This is a genomic window from Afipia broomeae ATCC 49717 (assembly GCF_000314675.2).
In the GTDB taxonomy this organism is placed as follows: Bacteria; Pseudomonadota; Alphaproteobacteria; order Rhizobiales; family Xanthobacteraceae; genus Afipia; species Afipia broomeae.
The window spans coordinates 1,204,543-1,227,355 of sequence record NZ_KB375283.1; the positions used below are offsets into that span (position 1 = coordinate 1,204,543).

21 protein-coding genes and 1 tRNA gene are annotated in these 22,813 nt (G+C 61.6%); 8 read left to right on the top strand and 14 right to left on the bottom strand.

Annotation, left to right across the window (positions count from 1 at the left end):
* The first annotated feature begins 92 nt into the window (after window positions 1-92).
* The 4 genes from HMPREF9695_RS18295 to radC all read left to right on the top strand — a co-directional run bounded on the left by HMPREF9695_RS18295 (window position 93) and on the right by radC (window position 3,939).
* The gene (locus HMPREF9695_RS18295; protein WP_006022382.1) at window positions 93-1,406 is read left to right on the top strand and encodes a mechanosensitive ion channel family protein; all 1,314 of its coding nucleotides are present in this window, start codon (window positions 93-95) and stop codon (window positions 1,404-1,406) included.
* Window positions 1,407-1,411: 5 nt separating this feature from the next.
* Complete coding sequence (gene sfsA / locus HMPREF9695_RS18300) at window positions 1,412-2,140, top strand: DNA/RNA nuclease SfsA (protein WP_006022383.1); 729 nt, start codon at window positions 1,412-1,414, stop codon at window positions 2,138-2,140.
* 130 nt (window positions 2,141-2,270) lie between these two features.
* Window positions 2,271-3,095 carry a type I methionyl aminopeptidase gene (map, locus tag HMPREF9695_RS18305; RefSeq protein ID WP_006022384.1) on the top strand — a complete coding sequence of 275 codons (825 nt, stop codon included), beginning with the start codon at window positions 2,271-2,273 and terminating at the stop codon, window positions 3,093-3,095.
* Between the two features lie 121 nt (window positions 3,096-3,216).
* Window positions 3,217-3,939 carry a RadC family protein gene (gene radC / locus HMPREF9695_RS18310; RefSeq protein ID WP_041712886.1) on the top strand — a complete coding sequence of 241 codons (723 nt, stop codon included), beginning with the start codon at window positions 3,217-3,219 and terminating at the stop codon, window positions 3,937-3,939.
* A gap of 2 nt (window positions 3,940-3,941) precedes the next feature.
* Here the strand turns inward: radC and HMPREF9695_RS18315 are convergent, their stop codons facing one another.
* The 5 genes from HMPREF9695_RS18315 to HMPREF9695_RS18335 are packed head-to-tail and all read right to left on the bottom strand — an operon-like array spanning window position 3,942 to window position 8,310.
* Entirely contained in the window at window positions 3,942-4,673 is a 732-nt protein-coding gene (locus tag HMPREF9695_RS18315) for an AprI/Inh family metalloprotease inhibitor (protein ID WP_006022386.1), read from the bottom strand.
* Window positions 4,674-4,675: 2 nt separating this feature from the next.
* Entirely contained in the window at window positions 4,676-5,659 is a 984-nt protein-coding gene (locus tag HMPREF9695_RS18320) for a 2-hydroxyacid dehydrogenase (RefSeq protein WP_006022387.1), read from the bottom strand.
* A complete protein-coding gene (locus tag HMPREF9695_RS18325) occupies window positions 5,659-6,459 on the bottom strand; it encodes an ABC transporter permease (RefSeq protein ID WP_006022388.1) in 801 nt (266 codons plus the stop codon). Before HMPREF9695_RS18325 ends, HMPREF9695_RS18320 begins: the two co-directional genes overlap by 1 nt.
* Entirely contained in the window at window positions 6,456-7,271 is an 816-nt protein-coding gene (locus tag HMPREF9695_RS18330) for an ABC transporter ATP-binding protein (protein ID WP_006022389.1), read from the bottom strand. The genes HMPREF9695_RS18325 and HMPREF9695_RS18330 overlap by 4 nt, the downstream gene beginning before the upstream one ends.
* A gap of 19 nt (window positions 7,272-7,290) precedes the next feature.
* A complete protein-coding gene (locus tag HMPREF9695_RS18335; protein WP_006022390.1) occupies window positions 7,291-8,310 on the bottom strand; it encodes an ABC transporter substrate-binding protein in 1,020 nt (339 codons plus the stop codon).
* Between the two features lie 97 nt (window positions 8,311-8,407).
* Between HMPREF9695_RS18335 and HMPREF9695_RS18340 the strand changes: the two genes are divergently transcribed.
* The 3 genes from HMPREF9695_RS18340 (at window position 8,408) to HMPREF9695_RS18350 (ending at window position 11,963) form a co-directional block, all read left to right on the top strand.
* Complete coding sequence (locus HMPREF9695_RS18340) at window positions 8,408-9,226, top strand: creatininase family protein (RefSeq protein ID WP_006022391.1); 819 nt, start codon at window positions 8,408-8,410, stop codon at window positions 9,224-9,226.
* 138 nt (window positions 9,227-9,364) lie between these two features.
* Complete coding sequence (locus tag HMPREF9695_RS18345; RefSeq protein ID WP_006022392.1) at window positions 9,365-9,634, top strand: hypothetical protein; 270 nt, start codon at window positions 9,365-9,367, stop codon at window positions 9,632-9,634.
* 319 nt (window positions 9,635-9,953) lie between these two features.
* Complete coding sequence (locus HMPREF9695_RS18350) at window positions 9,954-11,963, top strand: carbohydrate porin (protein WP_006022393.1); 2,010 nt, start codon at window positions 9,954-9,956, stop codon at window positions 11,961-11,963.
* A gap of 3 nt (window positions 11,964-11,966) precedes the next feature.
* Here HMPREF9695_RS18350 and HMPREF9695_RS18355 read toward each other — a convergent pair whose 3' ends face one another.
* From HMPREF9695_RS18355 to HMPREF9695_RS18380, 6 genes are all read right to left on the bottom strand, one after another.
* Window positions 11,967-13,637, bottom strand: coding sequence for an FMN-binding glutamate synthase family protein (locus HMPREF9695_RS18355; protein WP_006022394.1), 1,671 nt, complete (start codon window positions 13,635-13,637; stop codon window positions 11,967-11,969).
* 276 nt (window positions 13,638-13,913) lie between these two features.
* Complete coding sequence (locus HMPREF9695_RS18360; RefSeq protein WP_006022395.1) at window positions 13,914-14,786, bottom strand: patatin-like phospholipase family protein; 873 nt, start codon at window positions 14,784-14,786, stop codon at window positions 13,914-13,916.
* 110 nt (window positions 14,787-14,896) lie between these two features.
* Window positions 14,897-15,805: an NAD(P)-dependent oxidoreductase gene (locus tag HMPREF9695_RS18365; RefSeq protein ID WP_006022396.1), complete on the bottom strand. Its 909-nt coding sequence runs from the start codon at window positions 15,803-15,805 to the stop codon at window positions 14,897-14,899.
* Window positions 15,802-17,286 (bottom strand): FAD-dependent tricarballylate dehydrogenase TcuA, encoded by a 1,485-nt coding sequence (gene tcuA, locus HMPREF9695_RS18370; RefSeq protein WP_006022397.1) that lies wholly within the window; start codon window positions 17,284-17,286, stop codon window positions 15,802-15,804. Before tcuA ends, HMPREF9695_RS18365 begins: the two co-directional genes overlap by 4 nt.
* 101 nt (window positions 17,287-17,387) lie before the next feature.
* Entirely contained in the window at window positions 17,388-18,149 is a 762-nt protein-coding gene (locus tag HMPREF9695_RS18375; protein WP_430648573.1) for an N-acyl homoserine lactonase family protein, read from the bottom strand.
* A 124-nt stretch (window positions 18,150-18,273) separates the two neighbouring features.
* The gene (locus HMPREF9695_RS18380) at window positions 18,274-18,969 is read right to left on the bottom strand and encodes a sulfite exporter TauE/SafE family protein (protein WP_006022399.1); all 696 of its coding nucleotides are present in this window, start codon (window positions 18,967-18,969) and stop codon (window positions 18,274-18,276) included.
* A gap of 246 nt (window positions 18,970-19,215) precedes the next feature.
* Between HMPREF9695_RS18380 and HMPREF9695_RS18385 the strand changes: the two genes are divergently transcribed.
* Complete coding sequence (locus HMPREF9695_RS18385) at window positions 19,216-20,196, top strand: Bug family tripartite tricarboxylate transporter substrate binding protein (protein WP_006022400.1); 981 nt, start codon at window positions 19,216-19,218, stop codon at window positions 20,194-20,196.
* Window positions 20,197-20,303: 107 nt separating this feature from the next.
* Here the strand turns inward: HMPREF9695_RS18385 and HMPREF9695_RS18390 are convergent.
* The 3 genes from HMPREF9695_RS18390 to HMPREF9695_RS18400 form a co-directional block, all read right to left on the bottom strand.
* Window positions 20,304-20,380: transfer RNA gene (locus HMPREF9695_RS18390), tRNA-Arg, on the bottom strand.
* Between the two features lie 118 nt (window positions 20,381-20,498).
* On the bottom strand, window positions 20,499-21,284 hold the full coding sequence (locus HMPREF9695_RS18395) for a DUF1365 domain-containing protein (protein ID WP_006022401.1): 786 nt from the start codon (window positions 21,282-21,284) through the stop codon (window positions 20,499-20,501).
* Complete coding sequence (locus HMPREF9695_RS18400; RefSeq protein ID WP_006022402.1) at window positions 21,281-22,627, bottom strand: NAD(P)/FAD-dependent oxidoreductase; 1,347 nt, start codon at window positions 22,625-22,627, stop codon at window positions 21,281-21,283. Before HMPREF9695_RS18400 ends, HMPREF9695_RS18395 begins: the two co-directional genes overlap by 4 nt.
* Between the last annotated feature and the right edge of the window lie 186 nt (window positions 22,628-22,813).

A 22,813-nucleotide genomic window follows, 5' to 3' on the forward strand; every position in this document is an offset into this window, starting at 1 on the left:
GCGGCGGAATATGGGAATCTGTCGATGTGATCGAATCAGGATCGAAGCTGGGGCAGGCCAACCGGCCTGCCTCCTTTTGAGGTGAGTTACCCATGGAATGGGATGATATCCAGCAGGCGTTACAGGCCAGCGTCAAATCTGCCGAGGCCTATCTGATCTCGCCCTGGTTCTACATGCAGGCTGGCATCATTCTGGCCGCTGCGGGCCTGTCGCTGGCCCTTGCCAGCTTCTTGCGCGCGCGGGTCAGTCCGACATCGCTGGCGATGGGTCTGCCGGCGCCGCTGCGTGCGCTGATCCGCATCCTGCTGAACCGGGCCGATGCGATCATCTTCGCGCTGCTGACCAGCATCGCCCGCGCAGTCGTTGTGAAAACCGAAGTTCTCCGACACGGCTACCTGCTCTCCACTGCGGCCAGCCTCGCGACAGCATGGGTCATCATTCGTCTTGCCACCGGATTGATCCGCAACGAGTTCGTGGTCCGTGCGGTGTCTGTCACCGCCTGGATTATCGCGGCCCTCAGCATCATCGGGAAGCTGGATGACGTGTCGGCCGCGCTGGATTCGGTATCCATCCCGCTCGGCGCGCTGCGGGTCACTCCATTGCTGATTCTGAAGGTCGTGGTGTCGCTCGGCATCGCGCTCTGGCTGGTCAATATCCTCGGCAACTTCCTCGAAGCCCGCATTTCGCGCTCGCGCGATCTCACGCCGTCGGTTCAGGTTCTTCTGATCAAGATCGTTCGCCTGCTGCTGATGGTCGCCGCATTCGCAGTTGTCATGAGCGCAGCGGGCATCGACCTGTCCGCCTTTGCGCTGTTTTCCGGCGCCATCGGCGTCGGCCTCGGCTTCGGCTTGCAGAAGATCGTCGCCAATTTCATCAGCGGCGTGATCCTGCTGGCGGACAAGTCGGTGAAGCCCGGCGACCTCATCACCATCGGCGACAGTTCGGGAAAGATCAGCGCGATGAATACGCGCTATATTTCCGTCGCGGCGGGTGACGGCCGCGAAATCCTGATCCCGAATGAAGATCTGGTGACCCAGCGGGTGGTCAACTGGACCTACACCAACAAGAACATGCTGGTGAAGGTCAACTTCGCGACCAATTACGACGCCGATCCGAACCTCGTCTGCAAGCTCGCTGTCGATATCGCATCCAAGACAGCGAATGTTGCGACCTTCAAGGCGCCGAATTGCCTGCTGACGGAATTTGCCGAAACCGGGATGAAATTCTCGCTGACATTCTGGGTGGCCGATCTCGATGTCGGCGCCGACAATGTCCGCAGCGACGTGATGCTGAAGCTGTGGAACGCCTTCAAGAGCGAGAACATCCGCGTGCCGTATCCCGTGCGGGAAATCCGTATCCGCGGCGGCGCGCTGCCGGTCGAAACCGTCGTCGACGTGCAAAGCTGACATCCATGCGCTTTGCCAGTGAACTGGTGCCGGCGACCCTGATCCGCCGTTACAAGCGTTTCCTCGCCGACGTCGAACTGGCCGACGGCACGATGATTACCGCGCATGTCGCCAATCCCGGCGCCATGACCGGGCTTCAGGCCGAAGGCGCGCGGGTTTGGCTGTCGAAATCGCCGAGCCTTGCGCGCAAGCTGCCTTACTCCTGGGAACTGGTTGAGGCCGACTTCGGCGGCGGCCTTGAGCTGACCGGCGTCAACACCATGCATCCGAACCCGATCGTGGCCGAAGCACTCGCGGCCCGTGCGATTCCCGAGTTGACGGGTTACGCAACCATCCGGCGCGAGGTGAAGTACGGCCGCACCATAAACGGCAAGGGCTCACGCGTCGACTTCCTGCTGGAGGATCCCTCGCGTCCGCCCTGCTATGTCGAGGTCAAGAACGTGCATCTGATGCGGCGCGCCGGTATTGCCGAGTTCCCGGATTCTGTCACCGCGCGCGGCGCGAAGCATCTCGACGAGCTGGCGGAGATGGTCACCTCAGGCGCCCGCGCCGTGATGCTGTTCGTGATCCAGATCGGCTCGGCCCGCTCGTTCGCGCTGGCCCGCGACATCGATCCAGCCTATGCGCGCGCCTTCGACCGGGCCCGCACCGCTGGCGTCGAGGCTTTGGCATGGACGTGCGATCTCACACGCCACGACATCAGGCTTGGGCGTTCCGTTCCCATCGAGACCTGAAAACGGTCATAAATGCCCTGAAAATAGGGCTGGGCAGCCCGGCTGGTGCTGCGGCTTGCACTGCGGGCAGCATCCATTAAATTGGGTTGATGCACCGTCAATTTTCCTCGATTTCAAGCCAGATTCGCCCATGAACTATGTCGAAGCCACCGAAACCTCGCTGCGAAAGACCGGGCAGATCAAGCTGCACGGTCCCCAGGCGTTTGCCGGCATGCGCAAGGCGGGAGCGCTGGTCGCGCGATGTCTCGACGAACTGGCCACCATCGTCAGGCCGGGTATTTTCACCTCGCAGATCGACGATTTCGTCCGCAAGTTCGCTTTCGACCATAAGGCCTATCCCGCGACCCTGATGTATCGCGGCTATCGCTATTCGACCTGCACGTCGATCAATCATGTGGTGTGCCACGGCATGCCCGGCGACCGGCCGCTCAAGGAAGGCGATATCGTCAACGTGGACGTGACGATGATCGTCGACGGATGGTATGGCGACTCCAGCCGCATGTATGCCGTCGGCGAAATTTCACGCCGCGCGGAGCGGCTGATCGATGTCACCTATGAAGCGATGATGCGCGGCATTGCCGCCGTGAAGCCGGGCGCCACCACGGGCGACATCGGCCATGCGATCCAGAGTTTCGTCGAGCCGCAACAGATGAGCGTGGTGCGCGATTTCTGCGGCCATGGTCTCGGCCGGATGTTTCACGACGAGCCGAATATCATTCACATCGGCCGCCCCGGCGAAGGCGTGGAACTGAAGCCGGGCATGTTCTTCACCATCGAACCGATGATCAATCTCGGCAAGCCGCATGTGAAGGTGCTGTCTGACGGGTGGACCGCCGTGACCCGCGACCGCTCGCTGTCGGCGCAGTTCGAGCATTCGGTCGGCGTGACGCACGACGGCGTCGAAATCTTCACTCTCTCCCCCGGCAAGCTGGACAAGCCGCCTTACAAGGTGTGACGCTCTGGCTTCGCGCGGATGGACATATCCGCATTCAGCAGAGATTCTTGTGGAATAAACCCGGTTGCAAATGCAGCCGGGCGCGGCGATGCTTGCAGCATACTTGAGCACGCATTCCGCCATGCCCGCAAAATCCGACGATCCGTCCTCGTCATCCGGTTTCTCCGAAGCGCCGCACTATCATGGCCATCGCGAGCGGCTGCGCGAGCGATTCCGCGAGGCGGGCGCCGATGCGCTGAGCGACTACGAACTGCTGGAGATGGTGCTGTTTCGTGCGCTGCCGCGGCGTGATGTCAAACCGCTGGCCAAGGCGCTGATCGCGAAATTCGGATCGTTCGCCGAGGTGGTTCACGCTCCGGAGTTACGCCTGAAGGAAGTCAGCGGTCTCGGGGATTCGGCGATCACGGAGATCAAGCTGATCGCCGCGACCGCGAGCCGGGTCGCGAAGGGCCAGATCAGCAAAGAGAAGACCGTGCTGTCGTCGTGGTCGAACGTGATCGAGTACTGCCGCGCTGCCATGGCCTTTGCCGACAAGGAGCAGTTCCGCATCCTGTTTCTCGACAAGCGCAATCAGTTGATCGCGGATGAATTGCAACAGATCGGAACTGTCGATCACACGCCGGTCTATCCGCGTGAAGTGGTCAAGCGCGCGCTGGAACTGTCGGCTACCGCGATCATTCTGGTGCACAACCATCCCTCCGGTGATCCAACGCCATCGACCGCCGACATCCAGATGACGAAATCGATCATGTCGATTTCGGGCCCGCTCGGGATCTCCGTGCATGATCACATCATCGTCGGCAAGAACGGCCACGCCAGCCTGAAGGGGATGCGGCTGATCTAAATCTACTGCCGCGTCAGCAGCAACGGATCGGCGCTGTCGGGAATGCGCCGCCACTGTGCATTGTCGTCGGCCTCGAAGCGCCAGATTTCGCCCTTTGCCGACTGCAGCAGCAGTTCGCCGCGCTCGATGCGCCATACGGTTGGCGCGAAAGCCGCCACCAGCGGGTCGCAGCGCGGCTTCAGGTACACCGCGAAATTCTCCGGCGTGTTCGTTTCAGTGTTGGTCAGTGTTAATCCGCAGATCGATTTGCCGCTGCCGCGCACCATCGCCCAGTCGCCAATGAGCTGGTCGGCGGATTTTGACAGGGCGCGCGCGGCTGCGAGATTCTGCAAAAGATACACGCCCTCGCCTTGCCGCAGGCCTTCGAAGATTCCGCTTTCGACCTCGGTCACGTCGATGACCGATTGCCCCGCCGCATCCTGCAGCCGCACGATGTCGAGGCCCTTCACACTCCACGCCACGATGCTCTTGGTGAAAGGCAACGCATTGCCGCACCCTTTATCGAGCTCCAGCTTCAGGCCTTGCGGTGTGGAATCGCTCTTCAGCGTCACAATGCAGGTCTTGTCGCGGCCTGCCGTCGATAACTCCCACTCTCCGACCATCTCCTTGGTGAGCGAGCGCGCATCTTGCGCCACGGCGTCCGGTGCGCTCATGAGAGCCGCCGCCAATGCGAGCAGGCAAGCCCGCCCGGTCGGCAGACGTCTCGTGAGTCCGGGCAGTGCGGCGCGGGACATGTTCAGCGGCCTTTCACCGGCGTCTCGGCAATCGGGGTCAATGGCGCCTTGCCGGAGAACCACAGCTTGAGATTGTCGACCACAAGCTGATCCATCGCGTTGCGCGTGGTCACCGAGGCGGAAGCAATGTGGGGCAGCAGCACGACATTCTGCATCGCCTTCAATGCATCCGGCACCTCCGGTTCGTTCGCGAACACGTCGAGGCCCGCCGCCATGATGGTGCCATCCTTGAGCGCGGCGATCAGCGCATCCTCGTCAGCCACCGATCCGCGCGCGACGTTGATGAACACGCCACGCGGCCCGAGCGCCTTGAGCACCTCGGCATTGATCATTTTCGCGGTCGACGGACCACCAGGGGTGATGGCGATCAGTGTATCGACGTCCTTCGCCATCTCGATCAGGTTGGGATAGTGCTTGTAGGTCACGCCCTTCGCCGGGTTGCGCGAGTGATAAACCACCGGCACCAGCGATGCATCGAGGCGGCGCGCGATGGCCTGGCCGATACGCCCCATGCCAACCATGCCGACCTTGCGGTCACGCAGCGAACCCGGGCTCAACGGAAAGGCTTTCGTGGTCCAGTGCCCAGCCCGCAGATAGCGGTCCGCCTTGATGAACTCACGCACCGTCGCGATCAAAAGACCCAGCGCGGTGTCGGCGACCTCCTCTGTCAGCACGTCCGGCGTGTTGGTGACGACGATGCCGTGCTCGGCGGCGTATTTCGCATCGATATGGTCGTAGCCGACCCCGAAGCTGGACACGATCTCGACCTTCGGAAAATGCGACAGCGTCGTGGCGTCAGTCGATACCAGGCCGGTGACCGCAATGCCGCGAATCCGCCCGGAGATTTCCGGGGCCAGGCGGCTCAGATCGCGATGGTTCTCGAATTTGTGGAGAACGAAGTTCGCAGGAAACCCGTTATCGATCACCGGCTTCGATGGGCCGTAAACCAGCACATCGACCTTTTCCTGAGAACCATTCGCAGCCATTAGTTTTCCTTTCCAAGCGCACTTTCGTGCCAGCGTCGTAGCACAAGATACGAGGCCAGCGAGAGGCCCAAATAGATGACAATTCCGGCAATCGAGAGCAGCAACAGCGCCGCGAACATCCGCGGGATATTGAGCCGGTAGCCGGCCTCTGCGATCCGGTAAGCCAGTCCGGAACCTGCCCCGGCCGAACCCGCAGCGATTTCGGCGACCACCGCGCCGATCAGCGACAGGCCGCCCGCGATCCGCAAGCCCCCGAGGATATGCGGCAGCGCCGAAGGCAGTTTCAGGTGGCGCAGCGTCTGCGCGCGCGAGGCGCCGTACAGTTCGAACAGTCCGAGCAGATTGCGATCGACCGAATTCAGCCCCAGCGTGGTATTCGACAGCACCGGAAAGAACGCCACGATCCAGGCGCAGACCACGACCGCCACATGCTGTGGCAGGTAGATCAGCAGCAGCGGCGCGATCGCGATGACCGGTGTGACCTGAAGGATCACCGCATAGGGCAGCAGCGCATACTCCAGCCATTTCGATCGGCTGAACAACACCGCAAGCGCAATGCCGCCGACCGCCGCCGCGACAAAGCCCTGAACCGTGGTCAATAGTGTTGTGAGCAACGATCCGAACAGGATCGGCCAGTCCTGCACGAGGGTCGAGAAAACGACGCTCGGTGCGGGCAGGACGTAGACCGGAAGATTATTGAGGCGAACTACAGCCTCCCAGACCGCAACGCCGACAGCCAGGGCGATTAGCGGCAGAAGGATTTTCAGCAAGCGTGCCGGCGATGACTCACGCGCGGTCATGGAGCAGCTCCTGCGCCAATTGCCTTGGCCAGCGCCGCTGACACATCGCGGCAGCAGGCCGCATACTCCGCGGATGTGCGGAACGCCTCGCCGCGCGGCTCGGCTGCATCGATGCGAAATTCGCGCGCGATGCGTCCGGGCCGGGATGTCATGATCAGCACGCGCTGCGACAGGTACACCGATTCGAACACCGAATGCGTCACGAACACGACGGTCTTGCCCAGCTTGCGCCAGAGCGCGAGCAGGTCATTGTTCAGCTTGAAGCGCGTGATCTCGTCGAGCGCCGCGAAAGGTTCGTCCATCAGGAGAATTTCCGGATCGGTCACCAGCGCCCGCGCCAGCGAGACCCGCATCTTCATGCCGCCGGACAGTTCGCGCGGATAGACCTCGGCGAACTCCGCGAGCCCGACTTGCGACAGCGCCTGATTGACCCGCGCGGCGGCATCGGCGCGGGACAGGTGCGCCAGATCGAGCGGAAGCTGGACATTGCCGCGCACCGTCGCCCACGGCATCAGGGTCGGCTCCTGAAACACGAAGCCGATCGTGTGACGCGAACGATCCCGCGCACCGCGCCCGGCAACCTGCACGGTGCCGGATGTCGGCTCATTCAGCCCGGCCATGATGCGTAGCGCCGTGGACTTCCCGCAGCCGGACGGCCCGAGCAGCGACACGAACTCGCCCGCGCGAACGGTCAGGTCGAGCGGACCCAGCGCGGCAACGCCGTTGTCATAGATCTTGGTGACGCCGCGCAGCGACACCGCCGCGCCCCCCGGCGGCCTGCCCTGCGTATCGTCAGCCTCGAGGATGGACATTCCGGGCAATCCGCTTCAGTCAGTTCTTCGGGCGCAGGTTAAGACCCACGGCCTTGTTGACGAAGCGCAAGGTGTAAGCCTTGCGATAATCGATGTCGCGCCGCGTCACGCCCGCGCGAACCATCTTGCCGAAGAAATCCGCCATATGTGCGTCGCTCATCGCGCCAATGCCGTCTTTCAAGGTATCGCCGGAATCGACGATGCCGTACTGCTTCATCTTCTCGACAGAGTACGCGAGCAGGTCGTCGGTCATCTCGGGATTGGCTTTCTTGATGAGCGCATTGCCGGCGCTGTTATCGCCATAGAGATAGGTGTACCAGCCGGTCACCGACGCATCGACAAAGCGCTGCACCAGATCGGCCTTCTTCTCGGCGAAGGCGGTTCTGGTTTCGATCAGCGTCGAATAGGCGTTGAAGCCATAGTCGGCGAGCAGGATCACCGTTGGCTTGAACTTCGCCTGCTTCTCGACCGCGAACGGTTCGGACGTCACGTAGCCCTGCATCGCGCTGTTCTTGTCGGCAAGAAACGGCTGCGCGTTGAAAGTGTAGGGCTTTACGTTCTCCTCGCTGAAGCCGTATTCGGATTTCAGCCACTGGAAATAGGTCGGCATTCCCTCTTTGGAAACGAACAGCGTCAGCGGCTTGAGGTCTTCCAGTTTGGTGACCTTTGATTGAGGGTGCGCCAGGAAAACCTGCGGGTCCTTCTGGAAAATCGCAGCGACGGCGACCACCGGCACGTTGTTCGCGACGGCGTCGAACGATTGCAGCGTGTTCGCGCTCATGAAGAACTCGATCTTGCCGGCGATCAACTGGATGCGGTTGTTGACGTTTGGGCCACCGGGAACGATGGTGACATCAAGGCCGTAACGCGCGTAGGTGCCGTCCGCCACGGCCTGATAGAACCCGCCGTGTTCGGCCTGGGCGACCCAGTTGGTGCCGAACGACACCTTGTCCAGTCCGCCGGGCGCCTGCGCATGTGCGGGCCCGGCAGCGAGCGCCATCCCGACGAGAAACGCGCGCAGCAAGTGGCTGGGTGGCATCATTGGACTCCGTTGAGCGTTTTGCCCATGATGGGCATCGCAAGGCTACTCTGCTAATTGATTCAAAGAAACGCCTGTTCGAAGAAACCCGCGCACGATGATCTCCAAGCCTCCGCATGACTGGGCCGGAATTGACCTGTCCGGCATCGACAAAACCGATGCCGCCCGCTGGATCGCCGTGTTGCCGCTCGCGGCAACCGAGCAGCATGGGCCGCATCTGCCGTTCGAGACCGATACCCTGATCGCGCAAGCCTACCTCGCGCGCGTCCTTGCCATCCTGCCAGAGAATCTGCCGGTGACGTTTCTGCCGATCGAACCGGTCGGAATTTCAACCGAACATACCGACTATCCCGGCACACAAACGCTGGCGACGGACGTCGCGCTCGGCAAATGGATGGCGCTCTGCGATACGGTCGCGCAGACAGGCATCCGCAAACTCGTCATCGTCACCAGCCACGGCGGCAACAGCGCCGCGATGGCGCTGATCGCGCAGGATTTGCGCGCCAAGCATCGGATGCTGGCGGTGACCACAAGCTGGAGCCGGTTCGGCGCGCCGGATGGATTATTCCCTGCCGATGAATTGCGCTTCGGCATTCACGGCGGCGCAGTTGAAACCTCGATCATGCTTGCGGCCTTTCCCGATCAGGTCCGAGAGGACCGGCTCGCGAATTTCGAGTCTGCTGAAAAACAGATGACCAAAGAATTCCGCTGGCTCTCGGCGGGACGGCCCGCACCGTTCGCGTGGGCGATGCAGGATCTCAATCCGCTGGGCGCAGTCGGCGATGCAACATTGGCCAGCGCGCAGAAAGGCAAAGCGGTGCTGGATCACGGCGCGCGCGCATTCGTGGAATTGCTCGATGATGTCCGAAAGTTCGACCTCGCCCGGCTGGCAAATCGGCCTGAGATCCTGAAGTAGTCACATAATATATTGAAATAACTAGATTTTTCGGCGCGATGATTTCTCGGAAAGAATCTTCGAACCTATTCTCGTGAACTCACCACCAATTGGCATGCGGTCCCCACGGCCCGCCCCAAATCAAGGATGGAGAGTTTCATGTCGATCAAGACCAGGATTGCCGCCCTCGCTGTTGCTGCTGTCGCTCTGACCGGTGGCATCGCCGCCACCACCCAGGAAGCCCACGCCGGCAAGTTTCATCATCACCATGGTGTCGGCATTGGTGTCGGTCTCGCCGCCGGCGCGCTGTTCGCCGCCGCTGCCAGCAATGCTTACGCGGGCGACTATTACGGCTATCGCCGCTGCGGCTGGGTTCGCCAGTTCGACGCATACGGCAATTACATCGGCCGCGTTCGTAGCTGCTACTGATCCGCTTCAAAGTTGAGTTCGGCGCGACGCCTCATCCACGCCGCGTCGACCCAAGGACCCGCCCGGTTGTCCCCCCGGGCGGGTCATTTCATTTTTGCTTGCGCGATTCGCCGAGCGTCTCTAAGCCACAGCCGCATGTCGTCTGATTGTCACATAACAATGCCATGGGTCCCGGGCGAATTCCGGCCGGCCCACAGATCGGCTGCTCACAAGCAAAACAATCACTTGAGAACAATTCGCAAATACCGCCAAATGCCAGCAAGCCCGGTTCTTTCTGGTCCCTCAACCCGCAGATGCGATCCCGCGCGCTGGCCGTTTCATGATCTCCATCAAACGCCACATAGTCCTGATGAAAGGCGCAGTCGCGGGACTTGCGCTGGGAGCGACGTCGCTTGATGTCGCACGGGCGGCCGACGCCGCACTGCCCCTGAAAGCGCCGCGCGCCGCGCCGGTTTTTGACTGGAGCGGGCTTTATGTCGGCGGTCACGCGGGCTATGGCGGCGGCACTTTTGGGCCCGGCACCAATCCACTGCCGCAGCAGGGCATCTTCTTTCCGCACAGCATCACCGGTCTGATCGGCGGCTATCAGGCGGGCTACAATCTCCAGCTTGCAAACAAGTGGGTGCTCGGCTTTGAGGCCGACATCTCTTTCACAAGCCCGCTGGATCGCCCGAAGCTGGTGCCGGCTCCGTTCCACACAACCTTCGATTATTTCGGCACGGCGCGCGGCCGCATCGGTTACGCCTTCGGGACGTGGCTGCCCTATGTCACCGGCGGCGCCGCGTGGGGCCGCACGCGCATCGATCTTAACGATCCGGCCGGCGATGTCATTGGCAACAAGTCGCGCATGCATCTGGGCTGGGTGGCCGGTGCCGGCGTTGAATTCGCGCTGGGCGGCAACTGGTCCGGCAAGGTCGAGTACAACTACATCGATCTTGGCGCGCGCACTTACGGGCTCGGCGACGTGCCGCTGCCTGATGTGCGGGTCGATCCGCAGGTTCACACCGTCAAGCTCGGACTGAACTACCGGCTCTGGGAAGCACCTCCATGGGTGACAGGCGCCGCGATCAAGCCCCCTTCGCTTCCGGAATCAACCGACTGGAATGTCCACGGCCAGACCACGCTGATCACGCAAGGCTATCCGTCCTTCCGCGCGCCCTATCAGGGGCCGAACAGCCTGCCCGGCGCCGGACGCACGCGCGAGACGTGGACCGCCGGCGCGTTTCTCGGATGGCGGCTGTGGGAGGGCGGAGAATTTTACTTCAACCCTGAACTCGCACAGGGCTTCGGCATCGGCAGCACCCTCGGCCTTGCCGGCTTCTCGAATGGCGAAGCTCAGAAGGGCGGCGCGGAGTATCCGAAATTCCGTGCTCAGCGCTATTTCTTCCGTCAGACCTTCGGTCTCGGCGGTGAGCAGGAAGACGTGGCCGACGCCGCCAATCAGTTGCCCGGCAAGCGCGATATCGACCGCGTCACGGTCACGGTCGGACGGTTCGCCGTCGGCGATTTCTTCGACGGCAATTCCTATGCAAAGGATCCGCGCGCCGATTTCCTGAACTGGGCGATGTGGGCGTCCGCCGCCTATGACTTTCCGGCCGATCTGCCGGGCTTCACGCGCGGCGCCGTGGTCGAACTCAACCGCAAGGACTGGGCGATCAGGGCTGGCCTGTTCCAGGTGCCCTCGCAGCCCAACAGCGACGTCCTCAATCTCAAGACCGGCGGCGCGGTCGTCGAGTTCGAGGAACGCCACACCATCCTCAACCAGCCCGGCAAACTGCGCATTGGCGTCTTCGCCAACAAGGGCAACACGGCCAGCTATCGCGACGTGCTTGGAATCAGCGCAGCCAATCCCGGCATCGACATCAACGATATTGTCACAGGCGAGCGCAAAGAGCGATCGAAGTACGGCTTCTACGTCAACGCCGAACAGCAGGTCGCAACCGACATCGGCATCTTTGCCCGTGCAAGCTGGAACGACGGCCAGAACGAGATTCTCTCGTTCACGGATGTCGACCGGAGCGTGTCCAGCGGCGTTTCGGTTAAAGGCAGTTACTGGGGACGGCCGGCCGACACCATCGGCCTCGGCGGAGCCATCAACGGACTGTCGAGCGCACACCGCGATTTCCTGGCCGCCGGCGGCAAGGGTCTTCTGATCGGCGATGGCCGGTTGAACTACAGCAACGAGCGCATTCTGGAGACCTACTACGCGCTGGCGCTCAACAAGGCCTTCACCTTCACCGCCGACTATCAGTTGATCACGAACCCAGCCTACAACGCGGATCGCGGACCGGTCTCGATCTTCTCAGGACGCCTGCACGGCGAGTTCTAAAAATCAGCCGCGCAAGGCCACCGGCGCCGATACGGACACAGGCGGCGCCGGAAGAGGCGCAAACGACTCCGCCTGCGCGAACGCCCAGGCATGGAAGCGCGGATTATCGACCTTGCCTTCGAGCAGTTCGCCAGGACGGAGCTGCGGATAGAGCCGCGCGAACGAAAGCACGTCCGTTCCCGATATCCGATGCGAGAAGTGGATCGGACGAATCTCCTGCGGATGGCTCAGACCGGAAGCTGCGATCAGTTCCGCCAGCGCATGCAATGTGGCGCGGTGATAGTTGTAAACGCGCGTCGTCTTGTCCGGCACTACCAGCGCGCGGCTGCGCGTCGGATCCTGCGTCGTCACGCCGGTCGGACAGCGATCGGTGTGACAGCTCAGCGACTGGATGCAGCCGAGCGCGAACATGAAACCGCGCGCTGAGTTGCACCAGTCCGCGCCAAGCGCCATGGCGCGGGCGAGATCGAATCCTGTCGCGATCTTTCCGGCAGCGCCGATCCGGACGCGGTCGCGCGCATTGATGCCGATCAGGGCGTTATGGACGAAGCTGACGCCTTCGCGCATCGGCATCCCGAGATGGTCCATGAACTCGGCCGGCGCCGCGCCGGTGCCGCCCTCGTTGCCATCGACCACAATGAAATCTGGATAGATTCCGGTTTTCACCATGGCCTTGCAGATCGCAAGAAATTCCCAGCGATGACCGATGCAGAGCTTGAACCCCACCGGCTTGCCGCCCGACAGCCGCCGCATCTCGCCGATGAACTGCATCATCCCGATCGGGGTTGAGAAGGCGCGGTGATAGGCCGGCGAAATGCAATCCTCCCCCATCGGGACGCCGCGAATGCGCGAGATTTCCTCGGACACCTTCGCAGCCGGCAGCACGCCGCCATGACCCGGCTTGGCGCCCTGGCTGACTTTCAGTTCGATCATCTTGATCTGATCGTCGCTGGCCACCTTCGCGAACAGTTCGGGATTGAACGTTCCGTCAGGATTGCGGCAGCCGAAATATCCCGAGCCGATTTCCCAGATCAGATCGCCGCCGTTCTCGCGATGATACGGGCTCACTCCGCCCTCGCCGGTGTCGTGCGCGAAGTTGCCCTTCTTGGCGCCCGCGTTGAGCGCGCGCACCGCGTTGGGACTGAGCGCACCGAAGCTCATCGCTGAAATATTGAACACCGACGCCGAGTACGGCCTGGTGCAATCGGGGCCGCCGATGGTGATACGGAAATGTTCGTCGGTCGGCGGCTTCGGCGCTACCGAATGGTTCATCCATTCATAGCCTTCGGCGTAGACATCTTCCTGTGTGCCGAACGGACGCTTGTCGAGCACCATCTTGGCGCGCTGGTAAACCACCGCGCGCGTGTCGCGGCTGAACGGCTTGCCGTCCTTTTCGCTCTCGAAGAAATACTGCCGCATCTCGGGGCGGATTTCTTCGAGCAGAAAGCGGATATGCGCGGAAATCGGATAGTTGCGCAGGACTGCGTGACTTTTCTGAAGCATGTCGTGAATGCCGAGCGCCGACAGCGACCCGAAAATCGCGATCGGAATGGCAAACAGAAAAATATGCTTGAAGTCGTAATAGATCGCGCAGCCGATCAGGAGCGCGGTGATGCAAATACAGAGCGTCAGAATGATAAAGCGAGGCGAGAGCAGCAGCGAGAAATTTTGCATAAAAACCTCGACAACAGATTCGTGTGGCGCAACGCCGGCCCGCATGTTGGCGTGTTTCCCTGCGCAGGTCGATAGCACAGCAGAAACTGCCACCACAGACGGAAACTATACACCAAAGCGTGAGACCTCGACATCAGCCGTGCGGCCGGCCGCGCGGATGGTTTGACGTCACCCTGTCATATCGCGCACGTAAGGGTTGGTATTTGCAGGAGGCTCTGCCCCTGCAGCCATATTGCAAAGCAATATGGCGCGGCCCGCGTCATAGCAGGCGCTCGCTCAGTGCTGGTGCGGACGCATTTCGCCGGGGATGCCGCCCTTCTCAAGCCCGCCATCGGCGATCCACATCTCGGTGCTCTTTATGGCCCGCGCGATATGATCGTCTGTGCGGGTGAAGTCATAGGGCGAGCCGACCAGCGGGCAGAGCGGCGGCACGACGCAATAGTCGATGGTCGACTCCAGATACTCCAGCTCGGTGGTCATCTGCCGCGCGATCAGCAGAGTCAGCGCGTGCAGTGCGGTTGCCACAGCCCCGACCGGCGGGTGCTGTCCCGCGCAGGCAAATCCTGTCGGCATGATGACGAGCCGCTTCGCGCCTTTCTGGATCGCAACCCGGATCGGCGTGTTGCTCGATATTGCGCCGTCGGCCAGAAAACGGTTCTCGTGCTTGACCGGTGCGAATGCACCCGGAATGGCGGTGCTGGCCACAATCGCCTCGGCGGCGGAGCCCTCCGACAGCACCACTGTCTCGCCGGTCACGATGTCGGTGGTGACGATATGAACCGGAATGATCGAGTCTTCCAGTTTCTGGTACGGAAGATGATCCTCGATCAGCTTGCGCACGCCGTCGTGGGAGATGAGAAAATCCCGCCGCCACAGAAAGCTGAGGAACGAACGCGCCGAGACCGGAAACACATCCTGCCGTGTCAGCCCCCGCCAGATCTCCGCCAGTTTCTTGACGCCGTCCAGTGTCGGCGCGCCGGCATAGTAAGCGCCGTTCATCGCGCCCACGCTTGACCCGACCACGAGATCGGCCGTGACCCCATGCGCTGCGAGGGCCTGCATCATCCCGACCTGAATCGCGCCAAAGCTTCCGCCGCCCGCGAAAACGAAAGCAGTCTTTGTTGCGGTGTGATCGTCCTTGCCGTGCATCGCCGGAATTATACCAATCCGTGCGCCGCACACGCAATCAAGATCGCTTGTTCACGGCGAGCGTCATTGATCGTCAGGACCGCGAGCGTCGCATTGAGGAGGCAATTTGCTTATGCCTTGCTGAGCGACCCATCCCGATCAATGAGTTTGGCGATGACGGGAAAGTACGCATCGCCAAAGCCCCCGTCGATAGCCTCCTGAAGAATCTCGTGGACCAGCGCAGCGCCGCGCGGCTCGATGCCGCCCTGCGCAGCAAGCTCAAGCGCATAGGACATGTCCTTAAGCGCATACTCCGTCGAAAATGCGCGCAGGGGAAAATCGCCCGGCACGATGGCCTTCAGCCCGTGGTTGCGCAGCGCGAAGCTGTCTGCCGATCCTTTCGACAATGTATCGAGCAGCAGCTTCGGCTCGACGCCGCTGCGCTTGGCGATTGCGACCGCTTCCGCAAGCGCGTTGACGGTCTCGAACAGCACCATGTTGTTGAGAATTTTGGTGACCTGCCCCGCACCGGTGCCACCGCACAGCGTCACTTCGGTCGCGAAACACCGGATCAGCGGCTCGACCGTATCGAACAACTGCGGCGATGCGCCGACCATCACGCTCAATGTGCCGTCCTGTGCGGCCTGACGTGTCCGGGCGATCGGCGCATCGATCCACGACGCTCCCCTGCTCTCAAACTGCCTTGCAAAGCCGCGGGTGAGTTCGACCGATGACGTTCCGAGATCGATGACGATCTGGTTCGGCCTGATATTCTGCAACAGCCCTGCGCTGCCATCGAAGGCAATGCGGACATGCCTGGCGCTGGGCAGACACAGAAACACGACGTCAGTTCGTGACACGACATCAGCGACTGAAGCCCCCACACGTGCGCCGTCCGCACCCAGCCGCGCAAGCGGTTCGTGCGCGAGATCATAGACCACGAGCGGCTTCCCGCTCTTCTTCAACAGATTGCGGCAGATCGGCTCGCCCATAACGCCAAGCCCGATGAATCCGATCGCGTTCATTGCCGATGACGTCATGACGCCTTCACCCGCTTGCCGGCGGAATCGCCTGCGATCCGGCCGAACACCGCGCCTGCCATCAGTCCGGTACCGCCGGGATAATTGAAATAGAACAGTCCGCCCACGAGTTCACCGGCAGCATAAAGATTCGGGATCGGCGCCTCATCGAGGCTGACGACTTCACCGGCCTGCGTGATCTTCAGGCCGCCGAAAGTAAAGGTGATGCCGCATGTCACCGCGAACGCGAGATAAGGCGGCTTGTCGAGCGTGTTGGCCCAGTTGCTTTTCGGCACAGCGAGGCCTTTGGTGCCGCGCCCGTCCTTGATGTTCGGATTGAACGGCACATCGGTCTTCACCGCGCTGTTCCAGCCGGTGACCGTGCGCATGAAGCCTGCCGGATCGACATCGTCGAGTTTTGTCGACAACTCCTCCAGCGTATCGGCCTGAACCTTCGTCACCTGCCGGATCCGGTATTCATCGCGCAGCAGATGCGCGACTTTCTGGTCGAAAATCTGCCAGGCGAACTGACCCGGCTGATCGAGGATCACGCGGCCGTATTTCGCGTAGGTGTAGTTGCGGAAATCCGCGCCCTCGTCGACGAAACGCTCGCCCTTCGCATTGACCATGATGCCGAACGGATAGGAGTGCTTCTGGAAGCCATCACCCACCGCAAGGTCGCCATGCTCGGGCGCATTGCGATCCCAACCCACCGCATGACAGCCGGACCAGTTGCCGGTCGGCCGGGCGCCGATATCAAGCGCCATCTGGATTCCGCTGCCGGTGTTGAAGCGCGTGCCGCGCACCTTGGCGAGATCCCATGACGGACCGAGATAACGCGTACGCCACTCGGCGTTGGCCTGAAAGCCGCCGCTGGCGAGGATCACGGCCTTGGCGCGGATGTCCCGCGTCTTGCCGTTCTGCCTGACGCGAACGCCCTGCACGCCATTGTCGTCGGCGATCAGTGACAATGCGCGGGTCTCGAACATCACCGCAATGCCTTCGCGCGCTGCGGACTTGTGCAACGCCTCCACAAGCCCCGGCCCGCCGCCCCAGGCTTCGACGGTCAGCCCGCCCCAGAACTTGAACTTGCCGTCGACCTTGAAGGCCTGACGTCCATAGATCGGCACGAAACGCACGCCCTTGGTTCGCATCCAGTTCATGGTGGCGTGGCTGCGGCGTACCAGCAGTTCGACCATGTCGGGATGGGTGCGGTTCTGCGTCACGCGCGCCATATCGTCGAAGAACTGATCCTCACTGTAGGTGCCGAAGTCGGTGCTTTCTTTTTCGCTGTCGGAGAGATCCGGCATCAGTGCATAGAGATCGTCTAGGGTGTTGTAGGCGACGCGCATGGCGCCGGCGGTGAAACTCGAATTACCGCCATGCTCGCCTTCCGGCGCGCATTCCAGAACGGCGACGCTGACGCCGTGCTCGCGGGCCGCCAGCGCCGCGCACATCGCGGCATTGCCCGCGCCTACTACAACAACGTCATACTCGCTCATGATCGTCCCTGCCGCGCCTCTGTTCTGTTACGCAGAACATTGTTCGTTATTGACTGGAATTCTTACCCCGCTTTCGCGAGGCGGCTCAACCTTCGGGATATCTAGGCGACGAACGATCGTTTCGGATTCTTGTGCAGTGCGACCGCATCGGCCTTGCCGCCCACCTGCGGGTAAAGCTCGCGCACCATCGGATCGTGACCGGGAATGACGCGATCGGGATGACCGGCAAGACGCTCGACGGTGTTCCAGCCCTCCATCATGTCGCCGACGTTGTAGACGATCGGGAAAGGATTGCGCCGATGCATGTTGCCGTAATAGTGCGCGGCGTCGGAGGCGATCACCACCGGCCCCCGCTCGGTCTCGACGCGCACCACCTGAAGACCATCGGAATGTCCGCCGACATGATGCAGCGTCACGCCCGGCGCGATCTCCTCGTCCCCGTCATGAAACACGACGCGATCACTGAACACATGGCGCACCATCAGCGTGACATCCCCAGCGGAAAACGGATGCCGCAGCAGGCCATGGCACATGCACCGGCCGGTGGCGAAACTCATCTCACGATCCTGCAGGTGAAACCGCGCATTGGGAAAGCGATCGAGATTACCGGCGTGATCGTAATGCAGATGCGTGATCACGACGTCGCGGATGCTGCCGGGCGCAACGCCAAACAACTCCAGCGCATTCGCCGGATTGATGGTGAGATTGCGCGACCGCTCGCGTGCCGCGTCGTCATTGAAGCCGGTATCGACCAGAATGTCGCCATCCGTGGCGCGGATCAGCCAGACGAAGTAATCGAGATCGGTGCCTTCGTTGTGAACATCCGGGGTCAGATAGTTCTGATGCGGCTGGCGTCCCGTCATCGTCGCGTAACGGATGGCGTAAATTTCGTGATGATGGGCCAAGGCGTTCCTCGTCGGCTGTTGTTTTGCCGACAGTCTGCACATCGGCAGCGGTCGCCACAAGCCGCGCGGCAGGATGGGCGATCTACGCCAGCGCCGTGGAATAGATCGTCATAGCGCCGATCCCGATGGTGACGACACCAACAACAGCCTGAAGCCCGCGGTTGGCCCAAGTCAGCCAGCGCGCCGAGACGGCGAGCGGCACTGCGATCACCGTCGACAGTGCTCCCATCCCGAGCATTGAGCCAATTCCGAACAGCAGGACGTAAAGCAGGCCGTAGACCGGATTGGCGAGTTGCGTGACCACAAGAACCAGCAGCGCGGCCGAGCCAGCCATGCCGTGCATCAGCCCGACCAGCAACGACCGCCACCGGAATCCGTGCTGATGATCGTGACCGCTGCGCTGGTGCGGAACGGATTCCGCCGCATGGCTGTGCAGATGAAGGTGCGCAGTGCCGTCGCCGTGCCGGTGCTGATGGAAATGCACCCGGTCGCGCCACAGCCGCCACAGCACATGCGCGCCGAGCCCAACCAGCATGACGCCGACGGCGGTTTCCAGCGGGCGCGCCAGGTGTTCGGGGATCGCATGGCCGAGCAGAATTGCCGCGCCGGCGAACATGAACAGGGTGATGGTGTGACCGAGCCCCCAGGTCAGCCCATGCTTGACGATGTCAGTGACGCTCGATCGCCGGGCCGCGATGCTGGACACCGCCGCGATGTGATCGGCCTCTAACGCATGCTGCATGCCAAGAAGAAAGCCGAGGCCCAGAATTCCGAACATTGGTGTGACGTCTCATCTCTGAACCGGCAGTGCACGCTGGCACGCACTGTATGATGTTGTCAATAAATCCTCATACATCAGGCCAAATCTGCGCGGAGTCGTTCGCCCCGGAGGCAAGGGCAGCGGCGAAACGTCCCGTTGTCCGGCGAGACGCATTGCAGGAACATGAGCGGTATTTTGCTGCGTAACGACACCCAAAGCGTCGCCAAGAGACGACGCAATCCAATAATCCCGGGAGGATCTGACGTGAACCTGAAATTCGGCTGGTACGCTTTATTTGCACTTGTGGCGGGCTCTTTCGCCGTGGCCGGTCAGGCCCGGGCTCAAACATGGCCGGAGAAGCCGATCACCTTCGTCGTGCCGTTCGCAGCCGGTGGCGGCACCGATGCCTTCGCCCGCCCACTCGCCGCCCAGCTCGATACGCAACTGGGAACACGTGTGTTGATCGAAAACCGGGCAGGCGCCGGTGGAACCGTGGGAGCCTCGCAGGCATCCAAGGCCGCGCCCGACGGCTACACCTTCTTTGTCGGCGCTGCGCATCACGCCATCGCCCCCGCGATCTACCCCAATCTCGACTACAATCTTGAAAAGGATTTTGTCCCGGTGGCGCTGATCGCGCGGCCGCCGCAGGTGATCGTCGTCAATCCTGACAAGGTTGCCGCCAAGACGCTGCCGGAGTTCATCGCCTATCTTCACGCCAATCCGGACAAGCTGAACTACGGCTCCGCCGGCACCGGCACCACGCATCATCTCGCTGGCGAATTGTTCAAGATCGTGACCAAGACGCGCATTCAGCATGTGCCCTATCGCGGTGCCGGACCCGCGATGCAGGATCTGGTCGCCGGCCACGTGCCGCTGGTGTTCGACGGGCTCGGCTCGTCGGCGCCGCAGATCCGCAGCGGGCAGCTCCGCGCGCTCGCCGTCGCAGCCCCGAAGCGGGTCGCGGCCTTCCCTGATGTCCCCACTGCCGCGGAAGCAGGCGTGCCAGGATACGAAGTTTCGACCTGGTATGGCGTCTTCGCACCGAAGAAAACACCACCGGCGGTCGTCGAACGCATGACCAAGGAACTGCAGAAGGCGATGCAGTCGGCGGCGATCAAGGAGGCGTGGGAGCGCAACGGCTCCGACGTTCCCGACGTCACGGGCGCAGCGTTCGGCGCGATGGTGGCTGCGGAAACCGTGCGCTGGCAGAAGGTGGTCACCGAGGCGGGCGTCAAGCTGGACTGACCGGCACAAGGCGCTTCACACGCACATACAATTGCCGGTTCAGCATGTGCTGGACCGGCAATGCGCGGTAATCTCGGATGAACGGTCCCCGGACTGTCCGAGGTGAATGGCGATCCCGGGAAGACTCGAACTTCCGACCTACGGTTTAGGAAACCGTCGCTCTATCCGGCTGAGCTACGGGACCGGTCTCTGTCTCTCGCCGAAGATGAACTGCAAGAGCTTAAAACTTTCGCAATTCCATATCAGAGGGCGCGCGCGACCGCTACCCCGGCTGAACGCGATGCCAGATCCTTCGGGGAAACTCAGGATAGATCCGCGCCTGAGACGACCGTCGCAAGACGACGTGGCGCAGGGGTATGCCGGCGCAGGCGAAAGCCCTTCAAAATCATCCGCAGCGCATGCCAATGGATCGCTGCGATCACCGTAACCGTCAGCATGGGATGACGTATCATCAGGTGCAAAAGAGACCTGTCGCTCAACGGCAGCTTCGATCCGGCAAGCGACGCAACGATAATTGGCCCCTGCTGATCTTCGCCTCGAACGGTAACTTTGACCTTTTCTGCCGGCAGGTCCACCCGGAAGGCATAACTCATATCCATGTCGAGAAACGGCGAGACAAAAAAAGCCTTGGCGCATCGCTGTTCGACAGCCGCGCCGCCCGTTTGCTTACATGGAATGATGTAACTGTGCCGCTCACCGAACGTATTGTGAACTTCATAAATGATGACGGCCAGCGATGCGTCGGGCCGATAACAGAAGTACACACTGAGAGGATTGAAGCCGTAACCGAGGATTCGCGGCATGCAGAGCAGTTCAATTCTGCCTATTTCAGCCGTCATTCCTGATGCATTCAGCAACTCCTCGATCTGAACGCGAAGTGCCGTACCGCTGCCGTTCCCGTGATCGGCGTCATAAAAGCTCGTCAGATTAAACCGGTTATGGGAGAAGGATTTCAGCCTGCCAGCGATCGAACCTATCTCATCGAGGTCGATCAGCATCCAGAACGCGCCGTAACGCAGTTTATGGACGCGCGGCCTCAGGCGATGGTGAAATACATCTCCGACATAGAGCCTCGAATTGATCGTCATACCGCCATCTCGACGGAGTTACGGGCGCCTGCACCGAGGAAAATGCGCCCTGATTCATTCTCCACGCGCCAGGGCCGCCGCACGTGTCCCAATGCTTCGGCCACGGCAAGTCCCGACTGCAGCGCGTCCTCATGAAAGCCCGCACCGAAGTAGCTTCCGCAGAACCATGTATTGCGATTGCCCTGCAACGACCAGAGCTGCTGCTGCGCCCTGATCGCATGTGAATCGAACAGAGGATGTTCATAACGTTCGCTATGCCAGATTTCACGAGGCTCGCGCAGAGGGTTAAGCGTTACGAACCAATGCTGGTTGGTTGGAATATTCTGTAGCGCATTCATCCAGTAGGTCACCATCGGGCTCTCGAGCCCTTCCTGATCTGCCCGGCCAATGTAGTTCCAGCTCGACCATGCAGCCCGCCGCTTTGGCATCAGCGCCGGATCGGAATGCAGGACAGCGCGGTTGACGCTGTAGCGGAAAGCGCCGAGCAATCCGCGCTCCTGTTCATCGGCGTCGGAGAGAATTGACAGCGCCTGATCCGCGTGTGCCGCAATCACGACAGCATCGAAGCTGTCGGTGTTTCCGTCACTATCCCGAATTTCAACGCGGTCGCCGCATCGCCGGATCGACCGCACACCAGTGGACGGGCGAATGCGATCGGCATAACGCCGCGTCAGGGCTTCGACATAGACACGGCTGCCACCCACCACAGTCCGCCATTGAGGCCTGTTCCGGATCTTCAGCAATCCATGATTGTCATGAAACCGGATAAACGATGCTGCGGGATATCCCAGAATGCTGTGGGCCGGAGCCGACCAGATCGCGCCCGCCATGGGCAGCAAATGGTCATTTCGGAAGGCGGCGCCATAGCGACCGGCGTCAAGATAGTCCCCGAGCGTTGTATGGATTCCATCGAGCAAGACAAGATCGCGCGGTGCCTCACGGTAAAATCGCTGAAGATCGCTCAGCATCGACCAGAAGCGCGGACGCAGGACGTTGCGCGGCTGGGCGAACAGGCCCGCGAGCTTCCCGCCGGAATATTCCAGATTGCCGTCGGCAAGCGACACGGCAAACGACATCTCCGAAACCTGGGTCGGGACGTTCAGATGATCGAATAAAGCCGTCAGATTGGGATAGGTCACTTCGTTGTAGACAATGAAGCCGGTATCGACCGCAACATCGTCTGCCCCTCGCCTTACGGTGACGGTATTGGAGTGGCCGCCGATACGGCCGTCCTGCTCGTAAACGGTCACATCATGGCTGTCGCTGAGCAACCAGGCAGCGGAGATACCTGCGACACCCGTCCCGACAATGGCTATGTTTTTCCTGCTACTATCGCGTCTCATCCTGCAATTTTTCCGTCCCGTTATCGCAAACGATCAGGTACCCCGGAGAAATTCGCGCTTGGAATGAAACCAAACACGGCGGGGTTCGTATCGTTTGCTGTGCACAGCATTGTTAGAGTGATACGCGCGAGGCAAGCGCGGGTTTCAGCAAACGGGACGGCACCGCGCAGAAGCGCAGGGCCGACT